Below are 17,873 nucleotides of genomic sequence, written 5' to 3'. Positions count from 1 at the left end.
CTCGTGCACCTTGCCATTGCAAGCCCCCGCACAGGCGGCCCCTATCGTTCGAGATTCACTTCATGCCGCTGATCCTCTTCAACAAGCCCTTCCAGGTCCTGTGCCAGTTCACGCCCCAGGAAGGCCGCGCCTCCCTCGCCGACTACCTCGCCATTCCCGGCATCTATCCCGCAGGACGGCTGGACGCCGACAGCGAGGGCCTGATGCTGCTCACCGACGACGGCAAGCTGCAGCACCAGATCGCGCATCCCGATCACAAGGAAGCCAAGACTTACCTGGTGCAGGTCGACGGGGTGGCCGATGCCGCCCTGCTCGCGCGCCTGCAGGCGCCGATCGACCTGGGCGACTTCGTCACCAAGCCCTGCCGCGCGGTGCGCATCGCCGAGCCCGAATGGCTGTGGCCGCGCAACCCGCCGATCCGCACGCGCCGGGACAAGCCGACGAGCTGGATCGCGATCACGCTGGAAGAGGGAAAGAACCGGCAGGTGCGGCGCATGACGGCGGCCGTCGGCCTGCCGACGCTGCGGCTGGTGCGGAGCAGTATCGGGCCGTTTTCCTTGCAGACGCATCCCTTGATGCCGGGGGAGTTCGTCGAGGTGCCGGCAAGCGCATTGAGGTAGGGTGGGCACTCCGTGCCCACGCGGATACGGCGTTCGTATTATTTGTTGGCGGTGAAGTATCGCCACGTAGCGTCGACAGAATTGCAGGCGTTTGCGAGCGACGTTTTGATGCTCGTGTCCGAGCGATATGCACCTGCCGCGTGGGCACGGAGTGCCCACCCTACAAAAAAAACCCGCCGGGCTTGCGCCGGGCGGGTTTTTTAACTTAACGACTGCGGATCGGCTTACGCTACCGATTCCAGCGCCGCGTTGAAGGTCGCGCTCGGACGCATGATGGCTTTCACCTTGGCCTCGTCGGCCTTGTAGTAGCCGCCGATGTCGGCCGGCTTGCCCTGCACTGCGAGCAGCTCGGCAACGATCTTCTGCTCGTTCTCCGCCAGCGATTTGGCCAGCGGCGCGAAGTGCGCTGCCAGTTCGGCGTCCTCGGCTTGCTGCGCCAGTTCCTGCGCCCAGTACATCGACAGGTAGAACTGGCTGCCGCGGTTGTCGAGTTCGCCGGTCTTCGGCGATGGCGACTTGCGGTTGTCGAGCAGCTTGCCGGTAGCGGCGTCGAGCGTCCTTGCCAGCACCTTGGCCTTGTTATTGCCGGTCTTGATGCCGAGGTCTTCCAGCGACACGGCCAAGGCCAGGAATTCGCCCAGCGAGTCCCAGCGCAGGTGGTTCTCTTCGGTCAGCTGCTGCACGTGTTTTGGCGCCGAGCCGCCGGCACCGGTCTCGTACATGCCGCCGCCGGCCATCAGCGGGACGATCGACAGCATCTTGGCGCTGGTGCCCAGTTCCAGGATCGGGAACAGGTCGGTCAGGTAGTCGCGCAGGATGTTGCCGGTGACCGAGATGGTGTCCAGGCCGCGCTTGACGCGCTCGAGCGTGTAACGCATCGCACGCACCTGCGACATGATCTGGATGTCCAGGCCGGTGGTGTCGTGGTCCTTCAGGTAAGTGCGCACCTTCTTGATCAGCTCATTCTCGTGCGGACGGTACGGGTCCAGCCAGAACACGGCCGGCATGCCCGAGTTGCGCGCGCGGGTCACGGCCAGCTTGACCCAGTCGCGGATCGGCGCGTCCTTGGTCTGGCACATGCGCCAGATGTCGCCGGCTTCCACGTTCTGGCTCATCAGGACTTCGCCGGTTGCCAGGTCGGTGATGTTGGCCACGCCATCTTCCGGGATCTCGAAGGTCTTGTCGTGCGAGCCGTATTCCTCGGCCTGCTGCGCCATCAGGCCCACGTTCGGGACCGTGCCCATGGTCTTCGGATCGAAGGCGCCGTGCCATTTGCAGAAGTTGATGATCTCCTGGTAGATACGGGCGAAGGTCGATTCGGGAATGACAGCCTTGACTTCCTTCAGGCGGCCGTTGGCATCGTACATCTTGCCGCCGGCACGGATCATCGCAGGCATCGACGCGTCGACGATCACGTCGTTCGGCGAATGGAAATTGGTGATGCCCTTGGTCGAGTCGACCATGGCCAGCGCCGGACGATGCTCCTGGCAGGCGTGCAGGTCGCGCTCGACTTCTTCGCGCTGCGAAGCCGGCAGGTCGGCGATCTTGCTGTACAGGTCGGCCATGCCGTTGTTGACGTTGATGCCGAGGCTGTCGAACAGGGCGCCGTGCTTCTCGAAGGCTTCCTTGTAGAACATGCGCACGCAGTGGCCGAAGACGATCGGGTGCGAGACCTTCATCATCGTCGCCTTCACGTGCAGCGAGAACAGCACACCCGTTTCCCTGGCATCGTTGATCTGCTGTTCGTAGAAGGCCAGCAGGGCCTTGCGGCTCATGAACATCGAATCGATGATCTCGCCGTCCAGCAGCGCGACCTTCGGCTTCAGGACGACCGTCTGGCCGCTCCTGGTGACCAGTTCCATCTTGACGTCGCGCGCGCGGTCGAGCGTCATCGACTTTTCGCCGTGATAGAAGTCGCCATGGGTCATGTGCGACACGTGGGTGCGCGAGGCCGGCGACCATTCGGCCATCGAGTGCGGGTTCTTGCGTGCGTATTCTTTCACGGCGCGCGGGGCGCGGCGGTCGGAGTTACCTTCGCGCAGGACCGGGTTGACCGAGGAGCCGATGCACTTGCCGTAGCGGGCCTTGATCGATTTTTCTTCTTCCGTCTTCGGATCGGCCGGGTAGTCGGGGATGTTGTAGCCCTTGCCCTGCAGTTCCTTGATCGCGGCAACCAGCTGGCCGACCGAGGCGCTGATGTTCGGCAGCTTGATGATGTTCGCGTCCGGCTCGAGCGTCTTCTTGCCCAGCTCGGCCAGCACGTCCGGCACACGCTGCTCAGGCGTCAGGTTTTCCGGGAAGGCGGCCAGGATACGGGCGGCAACCGAGATATCGGCCTGCTCGACCTTGATGCCGGCGGCTTTGGTGAAGGTGCTGACGACTGGCAGGAAGGCGTGGGTCGCCAGCAGCGGCGCCTCGTCGGTCAGGGTGTAGATGATGGTCGGATCACTGCTCATGCGCTATTTCCTCAGTTCTCGCGAAGCTGCCGCGAATATAAAACCTGCATTGGTCAACTTGATAAGTAGCCCCTGTCCACGCGCGCGGCCGGCACCAGGTCCGGACATACTACCCCACCGGGAGCATGATGGACAGGGCGCGACATCCTGCCGTGATGGGGCAGGCGCCGGCGCCTGGCGGCAGGGCTGGAACCCTCGCCGCGATGGAAGTCTTCTATAAGACATAAGATGGGCGTTTCACATTATGCACCAGTATTTTACTGTGCGCTATAGCTTTAGGGGCTAGAAGGATCGGCAATGCGGCCGGCATGGCGGGCGCGCGGCACAGGCGGAACGCGCTAGCATGGCGCACAGCGGTTTCACCTTCCCTTGATCCGACAGGAGCCACCATGAATGCTGTCCGCCAATCCGACGCTTCCGCCATCCCCGCCCTGCGCACGCTGGCCTGGGCCGGCTTCCTGCTCGGCTTTGGCATGGGCGGATTTTTTGACGGCATCCTGCTGCACCAGGTGCTGCAGTGGCACCATCTGCTGTCGCTGGTTCCGGGCGAGCCCTTCCGCGACATCAAGGTGCAGATCCTGGCCGACGGCCTCTTTCACGTCCTGATGTACCTGATTGCCGCGATCGGCCTGTGGAAGCTGTGGAAGGCACGCCGCGCCGCGGCCACGGGCGACCGCCTGCTGCTGGCCAGCGCCGCCTTCGGCTTCGGCGTCTGGAACATCGTCGACGCGGTACTGTTCCACTGGGTGCTGCGCATCCACCACATTCGCCTCGACGTCAATCCCCTCCTCTGGGACTTGCTCTGGTTCGTGGTGTTCGGGCTGGCTTTCGTCGCCCTGGTTCGGTGGCTCAACCGGGGTGAAGGCCCGGTCGGCGGGGGCAAGAGCGCCGCCGCGCTGGTGCTGGCAGTGCTGGTCGGCGGGCCGGTCGCGGCCCTGCCGCCCCGGGATACCGATACGGTCATGGTGTTCTTCAAGCCAGGCACGACGCCGAACCAGGTGTTCGCCGGCATCGAGGCGGTCGATGGTCGCATCCTGTGGGCCGCACCCACCGGCGACGTCTGGGCGCTCGACGTGCGCGACAAGGCAAAGACCGCCCTGCTCTACCGGCATGGCGCGTTTTTGGTCAGCAATTCGGCGCTGGCGCTCGGGTGCGTGAAGTGGACGTCGGCGAAGCTGTAGGGTGGGCACTCGCGCCCACGCAGTCCCATCCGACGATCAGAGGCACAGTAATAGAACCGTAGCGTGGACACAGGTGCCGCCCTACGCCCTACGTCGATCTCGCGACACTCAAAAAGCGGGCGGCGGAGCAAAAACACGCCCCACAAGCGGAAAAACCCGCCAGGACCGAAGTCGGGCGGGTCTTTCTTCCACTGTACTGCCTGCGCGGCGCATCGCCGCGCGCCAACCGGTTGTTAGGCCGACAGGGCTTTCAGGGCAGCAGCCAGGCGGCTCTTGTGGCGAGCGGCCTTGTTCTTGTGGATGATCTTTTTGTCGGCGATGCTGTCGATGGTCGACACGGACGACTGGAAGATGCTGGTCGCAGCGGCTTTGTCGCCAGCCTGGATGGCTTTGCGGACAGCCTTGATTGCGGTGCGCAGGGTCGAACGCTGAGCGCTGTTGTGTGCGTTTTGCTTAACTGCTTGACGAGCGCGTTTGCGCGCTTGTGCGGTATTTGCCATGGAATTTCCTAAATCGGGGTCAAGTTGCGTTTGCAAACATTAGCGAGTCAAACTGGCCCATTCCAGTGCCTGCCAAACATAAGTGTCTGCTAACAGAATTCAGTACAGCCCACGATTATAGCGAAGGAATCCCTTCCGAGCAATTCATTCTTCACACTTCCGGCAAGAGAAGCGGCGGAGCGGTTGTTGCACAGCTATAATCTCGCCCCATGAATCTGCTCAAGACCCTCGCTGCCATCTCCAGCATGACCATGGTGTCCCGCGTGACGGGCCTGTTGCGCGAAAGCCTGTTCGCCGCCGCCTTCGGCGCCTCGAACTTCACCGACGCCTTCAACATCGCCTTCCGCTTGCCGAACCTGCTGCGCCGCCTGTTCGCCGAGGGCGCCTTCTCGCAGGCTTTCGTACCGATCATCACCGAGTACAAGACGAAACACGGCCAGCAGGCGACCAAGACCCTGGTCGACCATGTGGCGACCGTGCTGATCTGGGCAACCGTTCTGACCAGCATTGCCGGCATCATCGCGGCACCGGTGCTGATCTACTGGATCGGCGGCGGCCTGCAGCGCGAACCGGCCGCCTTCGATGCCGCGGTCGTCATGACGCGCATGATGTTTCCCTACATCGCCTGCATGGCCTTCGTTGCCCTGTCCAGCGGTGTGCTCAACACCTGGCGCCAGTTCAAGATTCCCGCCATCACCCCCGTCCTGCTGAACCTGTCCTTCATCTTCGCCGCCGTGGTCATGGCCGACTGGTTCGCGCAGCCGATCTATGCAATGGCCGTGGGCGTGTGTATCGGCGGCGTGTTGCAGGTGGCGCTGCAGCTTCCCTCGCTGTTGAAGATCGGCATGCTCCCGCGCCTGGCCATCAACCCGCTGGTCGGCCTGCGCGATGCCGGCGTGCACCGCATGCTGGCCAAGATGGGACCGGCCGTCTTCTCGGTGGCGGCGGCCCAGATCAGCCTCCTGATCAACACCACGATCGCGGCCGGACTGGCAGCGGGCGCCGTGTCGGCACTGCAGTACGCCGACCGGTTGATGGAATTGCCGACGGCCCTGCTCGGCGTGGCCCTGGGGACGATCCTGTTGCCCGGCCTGGCCAAGGCCAATACCGAAGGCGATACCCGCGAATACTCGTCGCTGCTGGACTGGGGCCTGCGCCTGACCTTCCTGCTGTCCCTGCCGGCAGCCGTCGGCCTGGCCACACTGGCCGAGCCGATGATCGCCACCCTGTTCCATTACGGCGCTTTTGATAACGCCGACGTGATCGCCTCCTCGCTGCCGCTGATGGCCTACAGCGCCGGCCTGCTCGGCTTCATTCTCGTCAAGACGCTGGCGCCGGCCTTCTTTGCACGCCAGGACGTACGCACGCCGGTGCGCATCGCCGTGGGCGTGCTGGTCGTCACGCAGCTGTTGAACCTGGTCTTCGTACCGCTCCTGGGCGTGGCCGGACTGGCCCTGTCGATCGGGGTGGGCGCCTGCATCAACGCGGCCCTGCTGTTCACCGGCCTGCGCAAGCGCGGGATCTACCAGCCGGAGCCCGGCTGGGGAAGTTTCGTCCTCAAGCTCGTCATTGCCGTGGCGGTGATGGGCACGGTGGCCTGGTTCGGCCAGGCGCAGCTCGACTGGATCGGCATGCGTGCCCACCCGCTCATGCGCGCCATGGCCCTGCTGGCCATCGTCACCGCCAGCGCGGTGAGCTATTTCGGCGTGCTCGGCGCCCTGGGCTTCCGCCCGCGCGACTTCAAGCGCCGCGCCAAGTAATCACCGTCCGGACTCGGTGCGTCCGGTCTGCGGTGGCGGTTCCGGGGCGTAACGGGTTCAGGCTCGGGCTCGGGTTCGGGCTCCGGTGGCGGTTCCGGCGGCCTTTCGCGCGGGGGCTCGACAGGCTCAGTGGCCGGCGGTTCGGCCGGTTCGGGTGGCGCCGGCGTGGCGGGAGGCGGCGGAACCGTCGGCGGCGTGCCGGGCTGGCCCGGCTGCCCCGGCTTTCCCGGCTGTCCGGGCTGCCATCCTGCGACCGGCGCCGCGCTCGACACGCTTTGCCCGGCAGCTGTGAACTTCCAGTCCGACAGGTGTTCCTTGTTCTCGAAGTTCTGGAAGCGCGCGTCGAAATTCCCGATCTTCAGCGGGCGGGCCTGCGACAGGCTGTAGACCGCCAGCACGCCGACCCCGCCTGTGCCCCCGCTGCCCCGGTAGACCACGCCCCATTCGCTGCGGCCCGTGACCGGGTCGACAAAGATCTTGCGCAGGTGGCGCCGCACGCCCGGGAAGCGCGGGTCCTTCAGTAAATCCTGCAGGGTCGGCGGCGCCGTCGGGAAGCCGCGCGGCGTGGCCGCGGCATAGCTGCGCAGCGCTTCGCCATAGGCCGCGCCGATCTCGAGCAGTTCGGCTTCGGCGGCGGCGCGCCGCAGCAGGCTGTCCACCTTCAGCGTCGCCGCGCCCACCAGGCCAGGATGGCAACGAAGACGATCAGGCCGACATAGGTGAAGCCGGCTTCGCCCCCTGCGTGCGCGCCACTACCATTGCGCGTAGGGACGGCCGTTACGCCCGTTGCCCTGCGCGCCGCTGTGGATGTCGACCACGGCGCCGGGCGTGCTGTCGTCCTCGGGCGGGACGATCGTCCAGGTGGTATCGCTCTCGGTGATCGGATCGACCGGCAAGCGTGGCAGGTATTTTTTCTCCACCAGCTGCTCCAGCGAGTCCGGATAGCGCCCGGTATCGGAATGGAACTGGTCGATCACCGCGCGCACGCTCCTCAGGTTATCCATCAGGATGGTTTCCTTCGCCCCGTCCACGCTGGGGAAGAAGCGCGGCACGGCCAAGGTGAGCAGCAGCGCGACGATGGCCAGCACCACCAGCAGCTCGATCAGGGTAAAGCCACGGAGTCTCCTGGTCATGCTCACCACCGCCTGTAGGGAATGCCGTTCAGGCCGACGCGCGTGGAGGTCGAATATACGTCGTAGACGTCGTCGCCCTCCTTCGGCTCCTCGGCTTCGCTGGCATAGCTGCGCTTGCCCCAGGTCTGGGCGTCGGCCAGCGTGGGATCGGGATTGAAGGGGTCGCGCGGCAGGCGGCGCAAGAAGAAGATTTTCGCCGGCTTCGGACTGCGCTGGTCAAGCACGCCCTCGACCAGCAATTCGAGCCGCTCCGGGTAACCACTGGCGCCCACCGCCTTTTTCACGCGGCCCTCGTCGCTGGCGCGTTTATAGGCGTCGAGCGCGCCGCGGATCTCGCGCAGCGACTGGCGCAGCGCGGCCTCGTTGCGGCGCTGGACCACGGTCTGGCCGACCGGGATCACGAGCGTCGCCAGCAGCGCCAGGATCGCCAGCGTGACAAGGAGTTCAATCAGCGTGAAGCCGCAACTGCGCGTCGGCTCACGACTGAATACGGCCAGTTTCATTGCGTCGGCGGCTGCTGCGTGGGTGAGGCCGGCGGCAAAGGCTGCGTGGCCGGCGCCGGTACCGGCGTCACCTGCGCACCCGAGGGCGCAGTGTAGGGTGCCGGCGGCGGCGTCGTGCCGATCGGCTGCGACAGGGGAACGCCGGTCACCTGCGGCGGCACGCCGGGCGGCGTGGCCGGCTGGCCCAGCGGCGGAGCGATCGGCATCGCGGCCGGACGCGCGCCAGGCTGCACTGTCGGCAGGCGCACCGCGGTATCGGGACGGCGGCGGAAGCTGGCCTCCGTTCCTGCTGAAAATTCGGACGCGCCGGCCGGCGGGCGCTGGATCGTGCGTACCAGGTGCGGCGTGATCGACAGGACGATCTCGGTCTTGTCGTTGGCGTCACGCGTGCTGCCGAACAGGCGGCCCAGGATGGGCAGGTTGCCCATGCCCGGCACCTTGCTGCCGCTGCTGCGGTCCTCGCTGTTGATCAGGCCCGCGAGCACCTGGTTCTCGCCATCCTTCAGCTGCAGCATGGTCTGCGCCGAGCGGGTGCCGATGCGGTAGGCCACAGCGCCCCTCCCGGTCGTGACGGTGTCGACCAGGTTGCTCACTTCGAGCGAGATGCGGATACCGACTTCGTTGTTCAGGTAAATGGTCGGCTCGACGTTGAGCGTCAGGCCCACGTCGACGTAGTTGATCGACTCGGTCAGGACATTGTTCAGGCCACCGCCGCCAGTGGAGTAGTTCGCGGTAATGTTCGGCACCTTGTCGCCGATGACGACTTTCGCCTTTTCCCGGTTGCGCACGCGGATGCGCGGATTGGCCAGCGTGTTCGAATCGGAGTCGGTCTTGTTGGCGTTGACGGTGGCGCTCACGCCCGACACGCCGATCACGCTGCTGCTCAGTCCCCGCAGCTCGTCGATCGACAAGGGCGCGCCATTGCCACCGATGAGGGGCGCGAAGCCCAGGCTCTGCGGCCATGCCACGCCCAGGTCCATGATGCGCGAGCGCTTGATCTCGAGCACCTCGACGTCGAGCATGACTTCCGGCTCGGGCACGTCCTGCAGGGCCACCAGCTGGGTGGCCAGCTTGATTGCCTCCGGGCTGTCGCGCAGGATCACGAGGTTGAGTTTTTCGTCGACCACGACGTCGCGCGATTTCAGGATCGTCTTGAAGGTGTTGGCGATGCTCTTGGCATCGGCATTGGCCAGGTAAAACGTCTTGACCGTCAGCTCCTGGTATTCCTTCAGCTTGGCCGCGCTGTTCGGGAAGATCAGGATGGTGTTGCCGTCCATGACCTGGCGCTCGAGCTGGTTCGTCACCAGCAGGAAGTGCACTGCCGCTTCCACGGTGCTGTTCTTCAGGAAGATCGAGGTGCGTCCGTCCGAGCGCACGTCCTTGTCGAAGACGAAGTTCAGGCCCGAATGGCGCGCGATGATCTCGAACACCTGGCGCAGCGGCGCCTCGCGGAACTCCAGGCTGATCGGCTTGCGGAAGGCCGCGGCCAGCGCCGTGTCGGCGGTCGGTACGGCCTCTTTCTCGTCGAGTTCGGCCAGCAGCAGGCGCGCCGCTTCGTGGCCCGGACGCTCGGTGAGGATGTCGGCCAGCTTGCGGCGTGCCGCCGCGATGTCCTTCTTCTCGATATCGGCACGCGCCGCTTCCAGCCAGGCGGCATGGCGGCGGTCGGCCTCGAGCTGGCGCATGCCGGCGCGGCCGCGCTCGTTGGCCGGATCGACCGCCAGCACCTGCTCGTAGGCGGCGCGCGCGGCATCGGCGCGGCCCGCCGCCAGCTCGCGCTCGGCCTGCTCGATGAAGCGCGTGGTGGTGGCATCGCGCGCGCGCAGCAGGGCGGCGCGGTAGAGCGGATTGGCGGGATCGGCCTCCACCGCCTCGCGGTACTTGGCCAGCCCTGCCCCCACCTCCTCCTGGCGCGCGACCAGCGCGTTGCCCTCGTGGTAGGCGCGCTGCGCGGTACAGCCGGCCAGCAGCGTAGCGGCCAGCACAGCAGCAAAGACGCGCATGCGGGAACGGTTCATTACTCGAATACTCCAATGTTGAGCTGCTGGACCTGGTTCAGCGGCAGATAAGTCAGGGTCATCATGGGCGGCGCGATGCGATCGACGCGCCAGGTCCCTTCGATCACGCCGCCTTCATGGGCGATGTGGGTGCGGTCGCCGCTGGCCAGGTAGACTTCCCAGACACCGTCCTCGAGCGCCTTGCCGATCACGGTAAAGGGGAGCGGCGGCGCGCTGGGCGGCGGGGTGGCGCCGGTTTCGGTGGCGGTGGCGGCGGCGGTGTCCAGTCCTGGCGGCCGAACGGGTCGCGGCTGCCGGCCTTCAGACCGACCCTGGCGTCGCCGATCAGGACCTCGCGCGGCAGCAGGCGGGCGATCGCGGGTGCGGGTTTGGCTTCCTGCGTGGACGCACGCGCCGGCGTGGATGGCGCCTGCGCGGCGGCCGGGGCGCGCTCGACGGCTTCGGCCACCTCGCTCTCGGGCGTGCGGTCGCCAAAGGCGGCCAGCGCCGCCGCCAGCACCGGGCCACGCCCAGCACGACGTGGCGCGGCTTGATGGAAGCGCGCTTCATGGCGCCCCTCGCGTGTCTTGCAGGTAGAGGGTCAGGCGCAGGCGCGCTTCGACTGTCGGCTCGCCGATGGCCTCGCGCCGGAAGCTGACCTCGTCGAGCGAGGCGAAGGGAATGGCCCGCAGCGCCAGCAGCGCGAACTGCCAGACCTGGGCATAGCTCCCTTTCACCGGCAGGCTGACTTGGTAGGTGGCAAGACGCGCGTTGCGGTCGTAGCCGCTCTTGTACTCGCCCTGGCGGAGTAGCAGCCCGCTTTTCGCGGCAAGGTCGAACAGGGTCTTCAACTCGCGCTCGAGGTGGCGCGGGTTGCCCAGCGCGGCCTGGAACAGCGCCAGGTTGGCGGCGGCGTTGTCGACGACAGGCGCGTGCGCCGCGACCGTTGGCGGGCGACGTGCGATGTCCGCCGCTTCGGCGCGCTCCCGTTCCAGTTTGTCGCGCGCCGGCAGTACCCAGGCCAGCAGCGCCAGCGCCGCCGCGCACAGCAGCACGGCCGCCAGTAGCAGCGCACTGGTGGCACGCAGCGCCAGGCGCATGCGCAGGAGCGCGTTACCCCCTTGCGGCATCATGGGGTCCCCCACTCGGCATCGACCTGGAAGCGCACGGGCCGGTTCGGGTCCTGCTCCTGCACTTCATGGCGCGCCAAGGTGACTGCGCCGAACCATTCCTCGCGTCCCAGCGCCGCCACGTAGGCCAGCATGTCGTCGCTGCTGCGTGCTTCCGCCGTGATGCGCAGCACGCGCTTTTTCGCGTCCGGTTCCAGCGCCAGCAGCGCCACGTTCGCGGGTGTTGCACTGCGCACGGCATCGTGCAGGGCGCGCCCAGGGCAGGTTCAGCTGCATGATGGCCGCGTTGACGGCGACGGCCTGCTGGGCACCGACCGGCGCCGCGCGGGTGGCCAGCGGCGGCACCGCCGCCTGCACCTGCGAGGCCGCGGCGCGGTCGCGAATCGCTGCCCACTGGGCATCGACCTCCTCGCGCGCCTCGCGGTAATCCAGCACCTGCACCAGCGCGGTCAGGCACAGCGCGGCAGCACCAAGCGCGGTCACCCAGGCCCAGGCCGGCGCAAGGTACAGCGTGCGGCGCAGGCTGGGCGGTGCGAAATCCAGGCGCACGCGCTTCATGCGGCGCTCCCGGTACAGGCCAGGCGCACGATGCCGGAATGGCCTTTGGTGTCATCGCTCTCGCCGCCCAGCAGCGTGCAGGCGAACTTCAGCTTGTCGTCGCTGCCGCCCCAGGCGCGCGGCGCCGGCCCGCATACCTGCAGCAGTTCCGGCTGCGCCACGCCCACGCGCAGCGCCTCGCGCGCGACCAGGCTGGCGAGCCAGTCGCGGCCGGCGCCAGGGGGCACCACGGTGCTGCGCAGGGCAGCCAGGCGCGGGCCCTCGTAGGCCGCGATGCTCAGCACCTGCCCATGCACCAGGCCGAACCAGGCACCGGGACGGCGCGCACGGCGCCAGGCATTCATCGCCGCGACGAATTGAGGCACGACTTGCATCAGGTGGCAGCGGGATTCGCGCGACCATTCGCGCAGCGTCGCGAGCAAGCCGTCCTGCAGCGCGGCAGCCAGGAAGGGCTGCCCCGCCTGCCAGTCGGCGGCGATCGTCCAGCCGCCTGGGGGCGCGCCGAACAGCGACTGATAGCGCATCGCGCAGGCGGCGTCCAGGTCGGCGGGACTCGCGGCCGCAGGCGGCGGCGCCACCTGCCACATGCGCGCCAGTTCGTCGGCCACTACCACGCTCACCGGCCAGTGCGCCAGCGGTGCGACCTCCCCCAGCTGGCGCAGGCCGCGCAGCAGTTCGGCGGCGTCGTTCGCATCGGCGATACGGGCTTCAGCCAGCACGGTGCTGGCCGCGCCGAACAGGCGGCTGTGGCGCACGAGTGCCAGGCTGTCGTGGTCGACGCCGAGGCGCAGGCTTTGTCCGGGCAGTCTAGGCATGCTGGGTCACCCGTTTGATTTCCTCGAGCGTGGTCGCGCCGCGCTTGACCAGATCGAGCGCGGCCAGGCGCAGGCTGCGGGTGCCGTTCGCGTGGGCGGCGGCCTTGATGCGGCGGATCGGCTGCTTGTCGACGATCAGCTCGCGGATCTCGTCGTTCAGGGTCAATATCTCGGCGATCGAGCGGCGGCCGCGATAGCCGGTGCCGCGGCAATCGCCGCAGCCCTTGCCGCGCATGAAGAGGTAGTCCGCGACCTCCATGCGCTCGAGCCGCACCGAGGCCAGTTCCGCCTCGCTCGGGTCGTACTGCGTGGCGCAGTGCGGGCAGTTCATGCGGATCAGGCGCTGGGCCCAGATGCCGTTCAGGGCCGACACGAAGGCGTACGGGTCGATGCCCATGTGGGTGAAGCGGCCGAACACGTCGAACACGTTGTTGGCGTGGACGGTCGTCAGGACCAGGTGGCCGGTCAGCGCCGATTGCACCGCGATTTCCGCCGTTTCGCGGTCGCGGATCTCGCCGACCATGATCTTGTCCGGGTCATGGCGCAGGATCGAACGCAGGCCTTTCGCGAACGTCAGTCCCTTCTTCTCGTTGACCGGGATCTGCAGGATGCCCGGCAGCTGGTACTCGACCGGGTCCTCGATGGTGATGATCTTTTCGCGGCCGTTGTGGATTTCGGTCAGCGCCGCGTATAGCGTGGTGGTCTTGCCCGAGCCGGTCGGCCCTGTCACCAGCAGCATGCCATAGGCTTCCTGGGCCAGGGCGCGCAGGGTCGCCAGCGAGGGCGCGTCAAAGCCCAGCGCTTCCAGCGTCAGCGCGCCATAGGCTTCGACCATGGCGCGTTTGTCGAGGATACGGATGACCGCATCCTCGCCATGAATGCTGGGCATGATCGAGACGCGCAGGTCGATGTCGCGTCCGTTCGACTCGACCCGGAAACTGCCGTCCTGCGGGATGCGGCGCTCGGCGATGTCGAGTTCGGCCAGCACCTTCAGGCGCGAGATGATGTGTTCGGCCAGCTCGATGCCGCCGACCGTGGTCGCATGGTCGAGCACCCCGTCGACGCGGTATTTCACAGCCAGGCCGCCGGCGGTGCTCTCCAGGTGGATGTCGGACGCGCCGGCTTTCAGGGCATCGTAGAGCGTGGAGTTGACCAGCTTGACGGCCGGGCTGCCCGCTTCCGACACCGAGGCGAACGAGAGCACGGCGGCGGTCTTGCCGTCGCGCCGTCCATCCCCGCTGCTGGGGACGATGCTGTCGACTGCGCGCGCCGAGGCTTCCTGGCGCGACAGATAGGCCTGGATGTCGGAGGCGAGCGCCAGGCGCAGGTGCAGTGGCGCGCGTGCGCTGGCGCCGGCACGGTTCGACAGCCAGGTCTGCTGGTCCAGGTCGAACGGATCGGCGATCACGCCGGTGAGTTCGCGGTTCGGACCGCGCAGCAGCACGCAGTGACGCGCCAGTGCCTGCGCCAAGGGCAGCAGGTCGAAAGCCGGCTCCTGGCTCAGCATCTCGGTGGTTTCCATGACCGAGAGTCCAAAAGGCTCGGCCAGGGCGCCGACGAGCTGGCGCGGATCGAGGCCGGTCAGCGCCTCGAGTTCGGCCACGAGCGGGCGCTGTGACTGGCGGCTTTGCAGGCGCGCACGCGCCAGCAGGTCCGGAGCGAGGATGGACGCACTCACGACATGTCTACCGCCAGGTCGAAGATCGGCATGTACAGCAGCACCACGATGGCGCCCACCACCAGGCCGATGGCCGCCATCAACAGCGGCTCGAAGGTGCGCGTGAAGCGGTCGATCCAGCGGCTGATTTCGCCGTCGTAGAAGGCGGCCGATTGCGTGAGCATCGGGCCCATGTCGCCGGTGCGTTCGCCCACGCGCAGCATGCGCAGCGAGATCGGCGTGGTCAGGCCATGTGCTTCGAAGGCGTCCGACAGTGGGCGGCCCGATTCGATGGCGAGGCGCGCGTTCGTCAGCGCCGCGCGCAGCGAGCCTGACACCATCGGCCCCACCGTCTCGATGGCGCCGACGATGGTGATGCCGGCCTCAAGCAGCATGCCGAGCGTCAGGTAGAGGCGCGAGAGTTCATAGATGCGGGCACGCTCGCCGATACCGGGCAGGCGCGCCAGCAGGCGCGTGATGCCACCGCTACGCAGCATGCGGCGTACGCCCAGCACCGCAGCCGCTACCGCAGTGCCCAGCGTCAGCAGGACGGCCGTGCCGTGGCTGGCCGCGAACTGGCCCCACTCGAGCAGCAATTGGCTCATCCACGGCAGGTTGCGCCCGGCACCCTGGTAGACCTCGGCAAAGCGCGGCACCACATAGCCGATCAGGAAAGTCGACACGCCGCCGCCCACGCACAGCAGGATGACCGGGTAGATCGAGGCGCTGACGATTTTCGCGCGCACGGTATCGATGCGCTGCTGGTAGTCGATATAGCGGGAGAGCGCCCGCGGCAGGTCGCTGGTGCCTTCGGCGGCGCGCACGATGCCGACATACAGCGGCGGGAACAATTGCGGCTGGCTTGCCAGCACGCTGGAAAAAAACGCTTGCCTTCGCGCAGGCCGGCGAGCAGGCGCTCGAGCACGGCGCGCGCGGCGGGATTGGCTTCCTTCTCCAGCAGCGCTTCCAGGGCCTTCGACGATGCCCAGGCCCGCATTCAGGAGGGCCAGCAATTCCCGGGAAAACAGGACGAGCGAGAGCTTCGGGCCGCGCGTGCGCGCTACCGCTCCGCCGGCCGGCGCGATGTCGCTGACGAAGAGGCCTTGCGCCTCGATTTGCCGGCGCGCGTCGGTTTCATCGAGCGCATCGACCACGAGGCTGGAGATCGAGAGGTCGGGCGCAAGGGTGCGTACTGCGAACTGCATGAAGACGTGCCCGGATGTGTGGTGAAGAAGGAAAGGGAACGGAAATCAGAGCGAGGAAATGTCGGCGTTGTCGCCGCTGCCGCCAGGCTGGCCGTCGCGGCCGAGCGAGATGATTTCGTATTCTCCCTTGGCAGCGGGCGAACGGTATTGATACGGATGGCCCCAGGGGTCTTGCGGCACGCCCTTCTTCAGGTAGGGACCGTTCCACTTGGCGCCGGCACTGGCGGGCGCCGCCATCAGGGCATTCAGGCCCTCTTCCCCCGTCGGATAACGGCCGACGTCGAGGCGGTAGGTGTCGAGCGACTTCTCGAAAGCGTCGATTTGCGCCCTGGCGATCGTCACTTCCGACTTGCCGAGCTGGGAAAAATACTTGGGACCAACGTAGGCGGCGAGCAGGCCGATGATGACGATCACGACCAGCAATTCGAGCAGCGTAAAACCTTGTTTCAGTCCGCGACGCGGTCCGGCGAGTGGTGCTTGCGACATCCAGATGACTCCTGATTCGGCCAGGCGGCCGCGTCCCAGCAGAGTACCATGGGGTTATCCATGAGGCAACGCCAAACCGGCCGAAGTTGCGCCGCTTGCACACCCTTGCACACCCCGTGCCGGCGGCATGGGGATCCCCCGAACCAGCACCCCGCGGTCTGCTTACCGCGGCGCCGGGGCGTCAACCGCCTGGCAGGTGCCGGCGCGGCAGGTCACGCCCGGCGGAGCCACCACCATGCAGTTCGAGATCATGTTCGAACGCTTGTTGCTGGCGTGCTGCTCGTCGCGGTAGCGGTCGGCCAGCGCCTGCAGTTCGGCGCCGTTCGTCTGCGCGCTCGACCGGGGCAGGTAGCTGGCCGGGCCGCCACAGGCCTTGGCGCCGATCGGGATGACCTGGCACTGGCTGTCGCTGCTGCATGCGGCCGTGCCTATTTTCGCCCGGATCTGGGCCAGCAAGTCGGACTTCGCCCCAGGCGCACCGGCAGGCATGGCCACGGCATTGGCGGCAGTGGCGGCATTGGCGGCAGTGGCCGGCTCAGAGGCAGGCCCCGTGCTTGAGGCGGACGCCGGATCGTCTGCCCGGGTACTGCAGGCAGACAAGGCCAGTAGTAGGAGAATGGCAAGTTTTTTCATGTGCTCATCATACGCTCCCGCGTTGTCGGGTCAAGCGTGCACGCAGTATTCATGCGCCGCACATGAACGTGGTTTTTGAACGCGACAGGAGTGTAGCGTCCATGCGACGGCCATCGAAAATGATTCCTAATCGCACTTTTTGTTTCCTGTAGGATATTTCCCACAATCAGCATTCATCTTCGCCTATCTGTATGCTATCTCGCGTTCAATATCTTTCTTCTTCGGCCAACGGCAGAAAGTTATTGACCCAAGGAAAAAATTCCTAGCTACAATAGATCCATCACTGACGAGCCCGTCTCAACGCCATCATGCATACCCATATCCTCCGCTCCCTGCTCTCCCTTACCGCCCTTGCCTGCGCCCTGAGCGCCTGCGGCGGCACCGATGCCACCGGCATGAATGCCCCTGTCCAGAGCGCCGCGGCGACCCATGTGGTCGACATCTCGGTCGACCCGGCGTCGGTCGGCAAGACCCCGCTGCCCGACTGCGCCGACCAGGCCTGCGCCGGCCTGCGCATCATCGACGGCAACGCCGAAGCCTATCGCCTCGATGCGATGCGCCGCGCCGGCAGCTGATTCCGCTCTTCCATGAAAAAAGCACACCGGACGCGAGTCCGGTGTGCTTCTCCTGAAGCGGCCAGCGCGCGCGATCAGCGCTTGCGGCGCTGGCGAGCGGTCCAGGCCATCAATGCCAGTCCCAGCGCCAGCTGGGCCATGCCCGCCGGTTCCGGCACCTCGGCCACGCGTACCAGCGAGGCGTCGAGTGCGATCAGGTCGGGCTGGCCCGGGCTCAGCTCGAACGAGACCGGGGTGGCGTCCGCGCCCAGGTATTGGCCCAGTGCATCGCTGAACAGGCCGACGCTGAAACCGAGCGGGCCGCCGGCTGGACCGACGTCGAAGCGCAGGTCGAAGCCGAAGCGCCCGCCCAGGTTCACCGATTGCGCGAAGCTGTTGTACCAGTCGCTCGTTCCCAGCACCACGCCGCTGTCGATGGCGCCGCTCGCATCGCCTTCGAAGGCGCTGTCGCTGCCATAGTCCCCCGTGAAATTGCTCAGGAACGCATTGCCTGGCGCCGAGGTGTCGTAACCGAGGAACAGGAAGTCGAGCGTGCCGCTGCCCTCATAGCCGCGGGTGTCGACCGTCACGTGGTAGGTCGGGCCGGCCAGCGCCGCGCCGGCGCCCGTTGCCAGCATCAGCGCCAGCAGCGCACGGGTGAACAGGTTTTTCAGCTTGAACATGG

General features: G+C 66.8%; 20 protein-coding genes. 4 read left to right on the top strand and 16 right to left on the bottom strand.

What is annotated here, in order from left to right; all coding sequences use genetic code 11:
• The first annotated feature begins 62 nt into the window (after positions 1 to 62).
• Positions 63 to 620, top strand: coding sequence for a pseudouridine synthase (locus tag G4G31_RS11705; RefSeq protein WP_182991542.1), 558 nt, complete (start codon positions 63 to 65; stop codon positions 618 to 620).
• Positions 621 to 844: 224 nt separating this feature from the next.
• Here the strand turns inward: G4G31_RS11705 and G4G31_RS11700 are convergent, their stop codons facing one another.
• Positions 845 to 3,076 (bottom strand): NADP-dependent isocitrate dehydrogenase, encoded by a 2,232-nt coding sequence (locus tag G4G31_RS11700; protein WP_182991541.1) that lies wholly within the window; start codon positions 3,074 to 3,076, stop codon positions 845 to 847.
• Positions 3,077 to 3,465: 389 nt separating this feature from the next.
• On the opposite strand from G4G31_RS11700, the gene G4G31_RS11695 reads away from it, so the two are divergent.
• A complete protein-coding gene (locus G4G31_RS11695) occupies positions 3,466 to 4,257 on the top strand; it encodes a DUF2243 domain-containing protein (protein ID WP_182991540.1) in 792 nt (263 codons plus the stop codon).
• A gap of 233 nt (positions 4,258 to 4,490) precedes the next feature.
• On the opposite strand, the gene rpsT is transcribed toward G4G31_RS11695, so the two are convergent.
• Positions 4,491 to 4,757, bottom strand: coding sequence for a 30S ribosomal protein S20 (gene rpsT, locus G4G31_RS11690; protein ID WP_056339242.1), 267 nt, complete (start codon positions 4,755 to 4,757; stop codon positions 4,491 to 4,493).
• Positions 4,758 to 4,966: 209 nt separating this feature from the next.
• Between rpsT and murJ the strand changes: the two genes are divergently transcribed.
• On the top strand, positions 4,967 to 6,517 hold the full coding sequence (gene murJ, locus G4G31_RS11685; protein ID WP_182991539.1) for a murein biosynthesis integral membrane protein MurJ: 1,551 nt from the start codon (positions 4,967 to 4,969) through the stop codon (positions 6,515 to 6,517).
• On the opposite strand, the gene G4G31_RS28270 is transcribed toward murJ, so the two are convergent.
• From G4G31_RS28270 to G4G31_RS11625, 13 genes are all read right to left on the bottom strand, one after another.
• Positions 6,454 to 7,197, bottom strand: a complete 744-nt coding sequence (locus G4G31_RS28270; protein WP_308622162.1) for a type II secretion system protein — start codon at positions 7,195 to 7,197, stop codon at positions 6,454 to 6,456. The two genes, murJ and G4G31_RS28270, sit on opposite strands and share 64 nt — an antisense overlap.
• Before the next feature lie 72 nt (positions 7,198 to 7,269).
• Complete coding sequence (locus G4G31_RS11675; RefSeq protein ID WP_182991538.1) at positions 7,270 to 7,650, bottom strand: type II secretion system protein; 381 nt, start codon at positions 7,648 to 7,650, stop codon at positions 7,270 to 7,272.
• A gap of 2 nt (positions 7,651 to 7,652) precedes the next feature.
• A complete protein-coding gene (locus G4G31_RS11670; RefSeq protein WP_182991537.1) occupies positions 7,653 to 8,153 on the bottom strand; it encodes a prepilin-type N-terminal cleavage/methylation domain-containing protein in 501 nt (166 codons plus the stop codon).
• Complete coding sequence (locus tag G4G31_RS11665) at positions 8,150 to 10,171, bottom strand: secretin N-terminal domain-containing protein (protein WP_182991536.1); 2,022 nt, start codon at positions 10,169 to 10,171, stop codon at positions 8,150 to 8,152. The genes G4G31_RS11670 and G4G31_RS11665 overlap by 4 nt, the downstream gene beginning before the upstream one ends.
• Positions 10,171 to 10,362, bottom strand: a complete 192-nt coding sequence (locus G4G31_RS25875) for a hypothetical protein (RefSeq protein ID WP_229425550.1) — start codon at positions 10,360 to 10,362, stop codon at positions 10,171 to 10,173. The genes G4G31_RS11665 and G4G31_RS25875 overlap by 1 nt, the downstream gene beginning before the upstream one ends.
• Positions 10,359 to 10,670, bottom strand: coding sequence for a hypothetical protein (locus G4G31_RS25870; protein WP_229425549.1), 312 nt, complete (start codon positions 10,668 to 10,670; stop codon positions 10,359 to 10,361). Before G4G31_RS25870 ends, G4G31_RS25875 begins: the two co-directional genes overlap by 4 nt.
• A gap of 46 nt (positions 10,671 to 10,716) precedes the next feature.
• Positions 10,717 to 11,283: a hypothetical protein gene (locus G4G31_RS11655; RefSeq protein ID WP_182991535.1), complete on the bottom strand. Its 567-nt coding sequence runs from the start codon at positions 11,281 to 11,283 to the stop codon at positions 10,717 to 10,719.
• Complete coding sequence (locus G4G31_RS28265; protein ID WP_308622161.1) at positions 11,280 to 11,516, bottom strand: PilN domain-containing protein; 237 nt, start codon at positions 11,514 to 11,516, stop codon at positions 11,280 to 11,282. Before G4G31_RS28265 ends, G4G31_RS11655 begins: the two co-directional genes overlap by 4 nt.
• A gap of 318 nt (positions 11,517 to 11,834) precedes the next feature.
• On the bottom strand, positions 11,835 to 12,653 hold the full coding sequence (locus G4G31_RS11645) for a hypothetical protein (RefSeq protein ID WP_182991534.1): 819 nt from the start codon (positions 12,651 to 12,653) through the stop codon (positions 11,835 to 11,837).
• Positions 12,646 to 14,331 (bottom strand): GspE/PulE family protein, encoded by a 1,686-nt coding sequence (locus G4G31_RS11640; RefSeq protein WP_182991533.1) that lies wholly within the window; start codon positions 14,329 to 14,331, stop codon positions 12,646 to 12,648. The genes G4G31_RS11645 and G4G31_RS11640 overlap by 8 nt, the downstream gene beginning before the upstream one ends.
• Complete coding sequence (locus G4G31_RS11635) at positions 14,328 to 15,515, bottom strand: type II secretion system F family protein (protein WP_229425548.1); 1,188 nt, start codon at positions 15,513 to 15,515, stop codon at positions 14,328 to 14,330. The genes G4G31_RS11640 and G4G31_RS11635 overlap by 4 nt, the downstream gene beginning before the upstream one ends.
• Before the next feature lie 45 nt (positions 15,516 to 15,560).
• Positions 15,561 to 16,001, bottom strand: coding sequence for a type II secretion system major pseudopilin GspG (gspG, locus tag G4G31_RS11630; RefSeq protein ID WP_182991532.1), 441 nt, complete (start codon positions 15,999 to 16,001; stop codon positions 15,561 to 15,563).
• A gap of 162 nt (positions 16,002 to 16,163) precedes the next feature.
• Entirely contained in the window at positions 16,164 to 16,634 is a 471-nt protein-coding gene (locus tag G4G31_RS11625; RefSeq protein WP_182991531.1) for a hypothetical protein, read from the bottom strand.
• 308 nt (positions 16,635 to 16,942) lie between these two features.
• Here G4G31_RS11625 and G4G31_RS11620 point away from each other — a divergent pair, with 308 nt between their 5' ends.
• Positions 16,943 to 17,209: a hypothetical protein gene (locus G4G31_RS11620; protein WP_182991530.1), complete on the top strand. Its 267-nt coding sequence runs from the start codon at positions 16,943 to 16,945 to the stop codon at positions 17,207 to 17,209.
• A 74-nt stretch (positions 17,210 to 17,283) separates the two neighbouring features.
• On the opposite strand, the gene G4G31_RS11615 is transcribed toward G4G31_RS11620, so the two are convergent.
• Positions 17,284 to 17,871, bottom strand: coding sequence for an NF038129 family PEP-CTERM protein (locus tag G4G31_RS11615; RefSeq protein ID WP_182991529.1), 588 nt, complete (start codon positions 17,869 to 17,871; stop codon positions 17,284 to 17,286).
• Positions 17,872 to 17,873 lie beyond the last annotated feature (2 nt).

The organism is Massilia sp. Se16.2.3 (assembly GCF_014171595.1).
In the GTDB taxonomy this organism is placed as follows: Bacteria; Pseudomonadota; Gammaproteobacteria; order Burkholderiales; family Burkholderiaceae_D; genus Telluria.
This window is presented reverse-complemented; position numbering and strand designations above follow the sequence as displayed.

What these genes read in the sequence shown, in the direction of transcription:
- G4G31_RS11705 (WP_182991542.1), top strand. Translation starts at nt 63, where the DNA reads ATGCCGCTGATCCTCTTCAACAAGCCCTTCCAGGTCCTGTGCCAGTTC.
- G4G31_RS11700 (WP_182991541.1), bottom strand. Translation starts at nt 3,076, where the DNA reads ATGAGCAGTGATCCGACCATCATCTACACCCTGACCGACGAGGCGCCG.
- G4G31_RS11695 (WP_182991540.1), top strand. Translation starts at nt 3,466, where the DNA reads ATGAATGCTGTCCGCCAATCCGACGCTTCCGCCATCCCCGCCCTGCGC.
- rpsT (WP_056339242.1), bottom strand. Translation starts at nt 4,757, where the DNA reads ATGGCAAATACCGCACAAGCGCGCAAACGCGCTCGTCAAGCAGTTAAG.
- murJ (WP_182991539.1), top strand. Translation starts at nt 4,967, where the DNA reads ATGAATCTGCTCAAGACCCTCGCTGCCATCTCCAGCATGACCATGGTG.
- G4G31_RS11675 (WP_182991538.1), bottom strand. Translation starts at nt 7,650, where the DNA reads ATGACCAGGAGACTCCGTGGCTTTACCCTGATCGAGCTGCTGGTGGTG.
- G4G31_RS11670 (WP_182991537.1), bottom strand. Translation starts at nt 8,153, where the DNA reads ATGAAACTGGCCGTATTCAGTCGTGAGCCGACGCGCAGTTGCGGCTTC.
- G4G31_RS11665 (WP_182991536.1), bottom strand. Translation starts at nt 10,171, where the DNA reads ATGAACCGTTCCCGCATGCGCGTCTTTGCTGCTGTGCTGGCCGCTACG.
- G4G31_RS11655 (WP_182991535.1), bottom strand. Translation starts at nt 11,283, where the DNA reads ATGATGCCGCAAGGGGGTAACGCGCTCCTGCGCATGCGCCTGGCGCTG.
- G4G31_RS11645 (WP_182991534.1), bottom strand. Translation starts at nt 12,653, where the DNA reads ATGCCTAGACTGCCCGGACAAAGCCTGCGCCTCGGCGTCGACCACGAC.
- G4G31_RS11635 (WP_229425548.1), bottom strand. Translation starts at nt 15,515, where the DNA reads ATGCAGTTCGCAGTACGCACCCTTGCGCCCGACCTCTCGATCTCCAGC.
- gspG (WP_182991532.1), bottom strand. Translation starts at nt 16,001, where the DNA reads ATGTCGCAAGCACCACTCGCCGGACCGCGTCGCGGACTGAAACAAGGT.
- G4G31_RS11625 (WP_182991531.1), bottom strand. Translation starts at nt 16,634, where the DNA reads ATGAAAAAACTTGCCATTCTCCTACTACTGGCCTTGTCTGCCTGCAGT.
- G4G31_RS11620 (WP_182991530.1), top strand. Translation starts at nt 16,943, where the DNA reads ATGCATACCCATATCCTCCGCTCCCTGCTCTCCCTTACCGCCCTTGCC.
- G4G31_RS11615 (WP_182991529.1), bottom strand. Translation starts at nt 17,871, where the DNA reads ATGTTCAAGCTGAAAAACCTGTTCACCCGTGCGCTGCTGGCGCTGATG.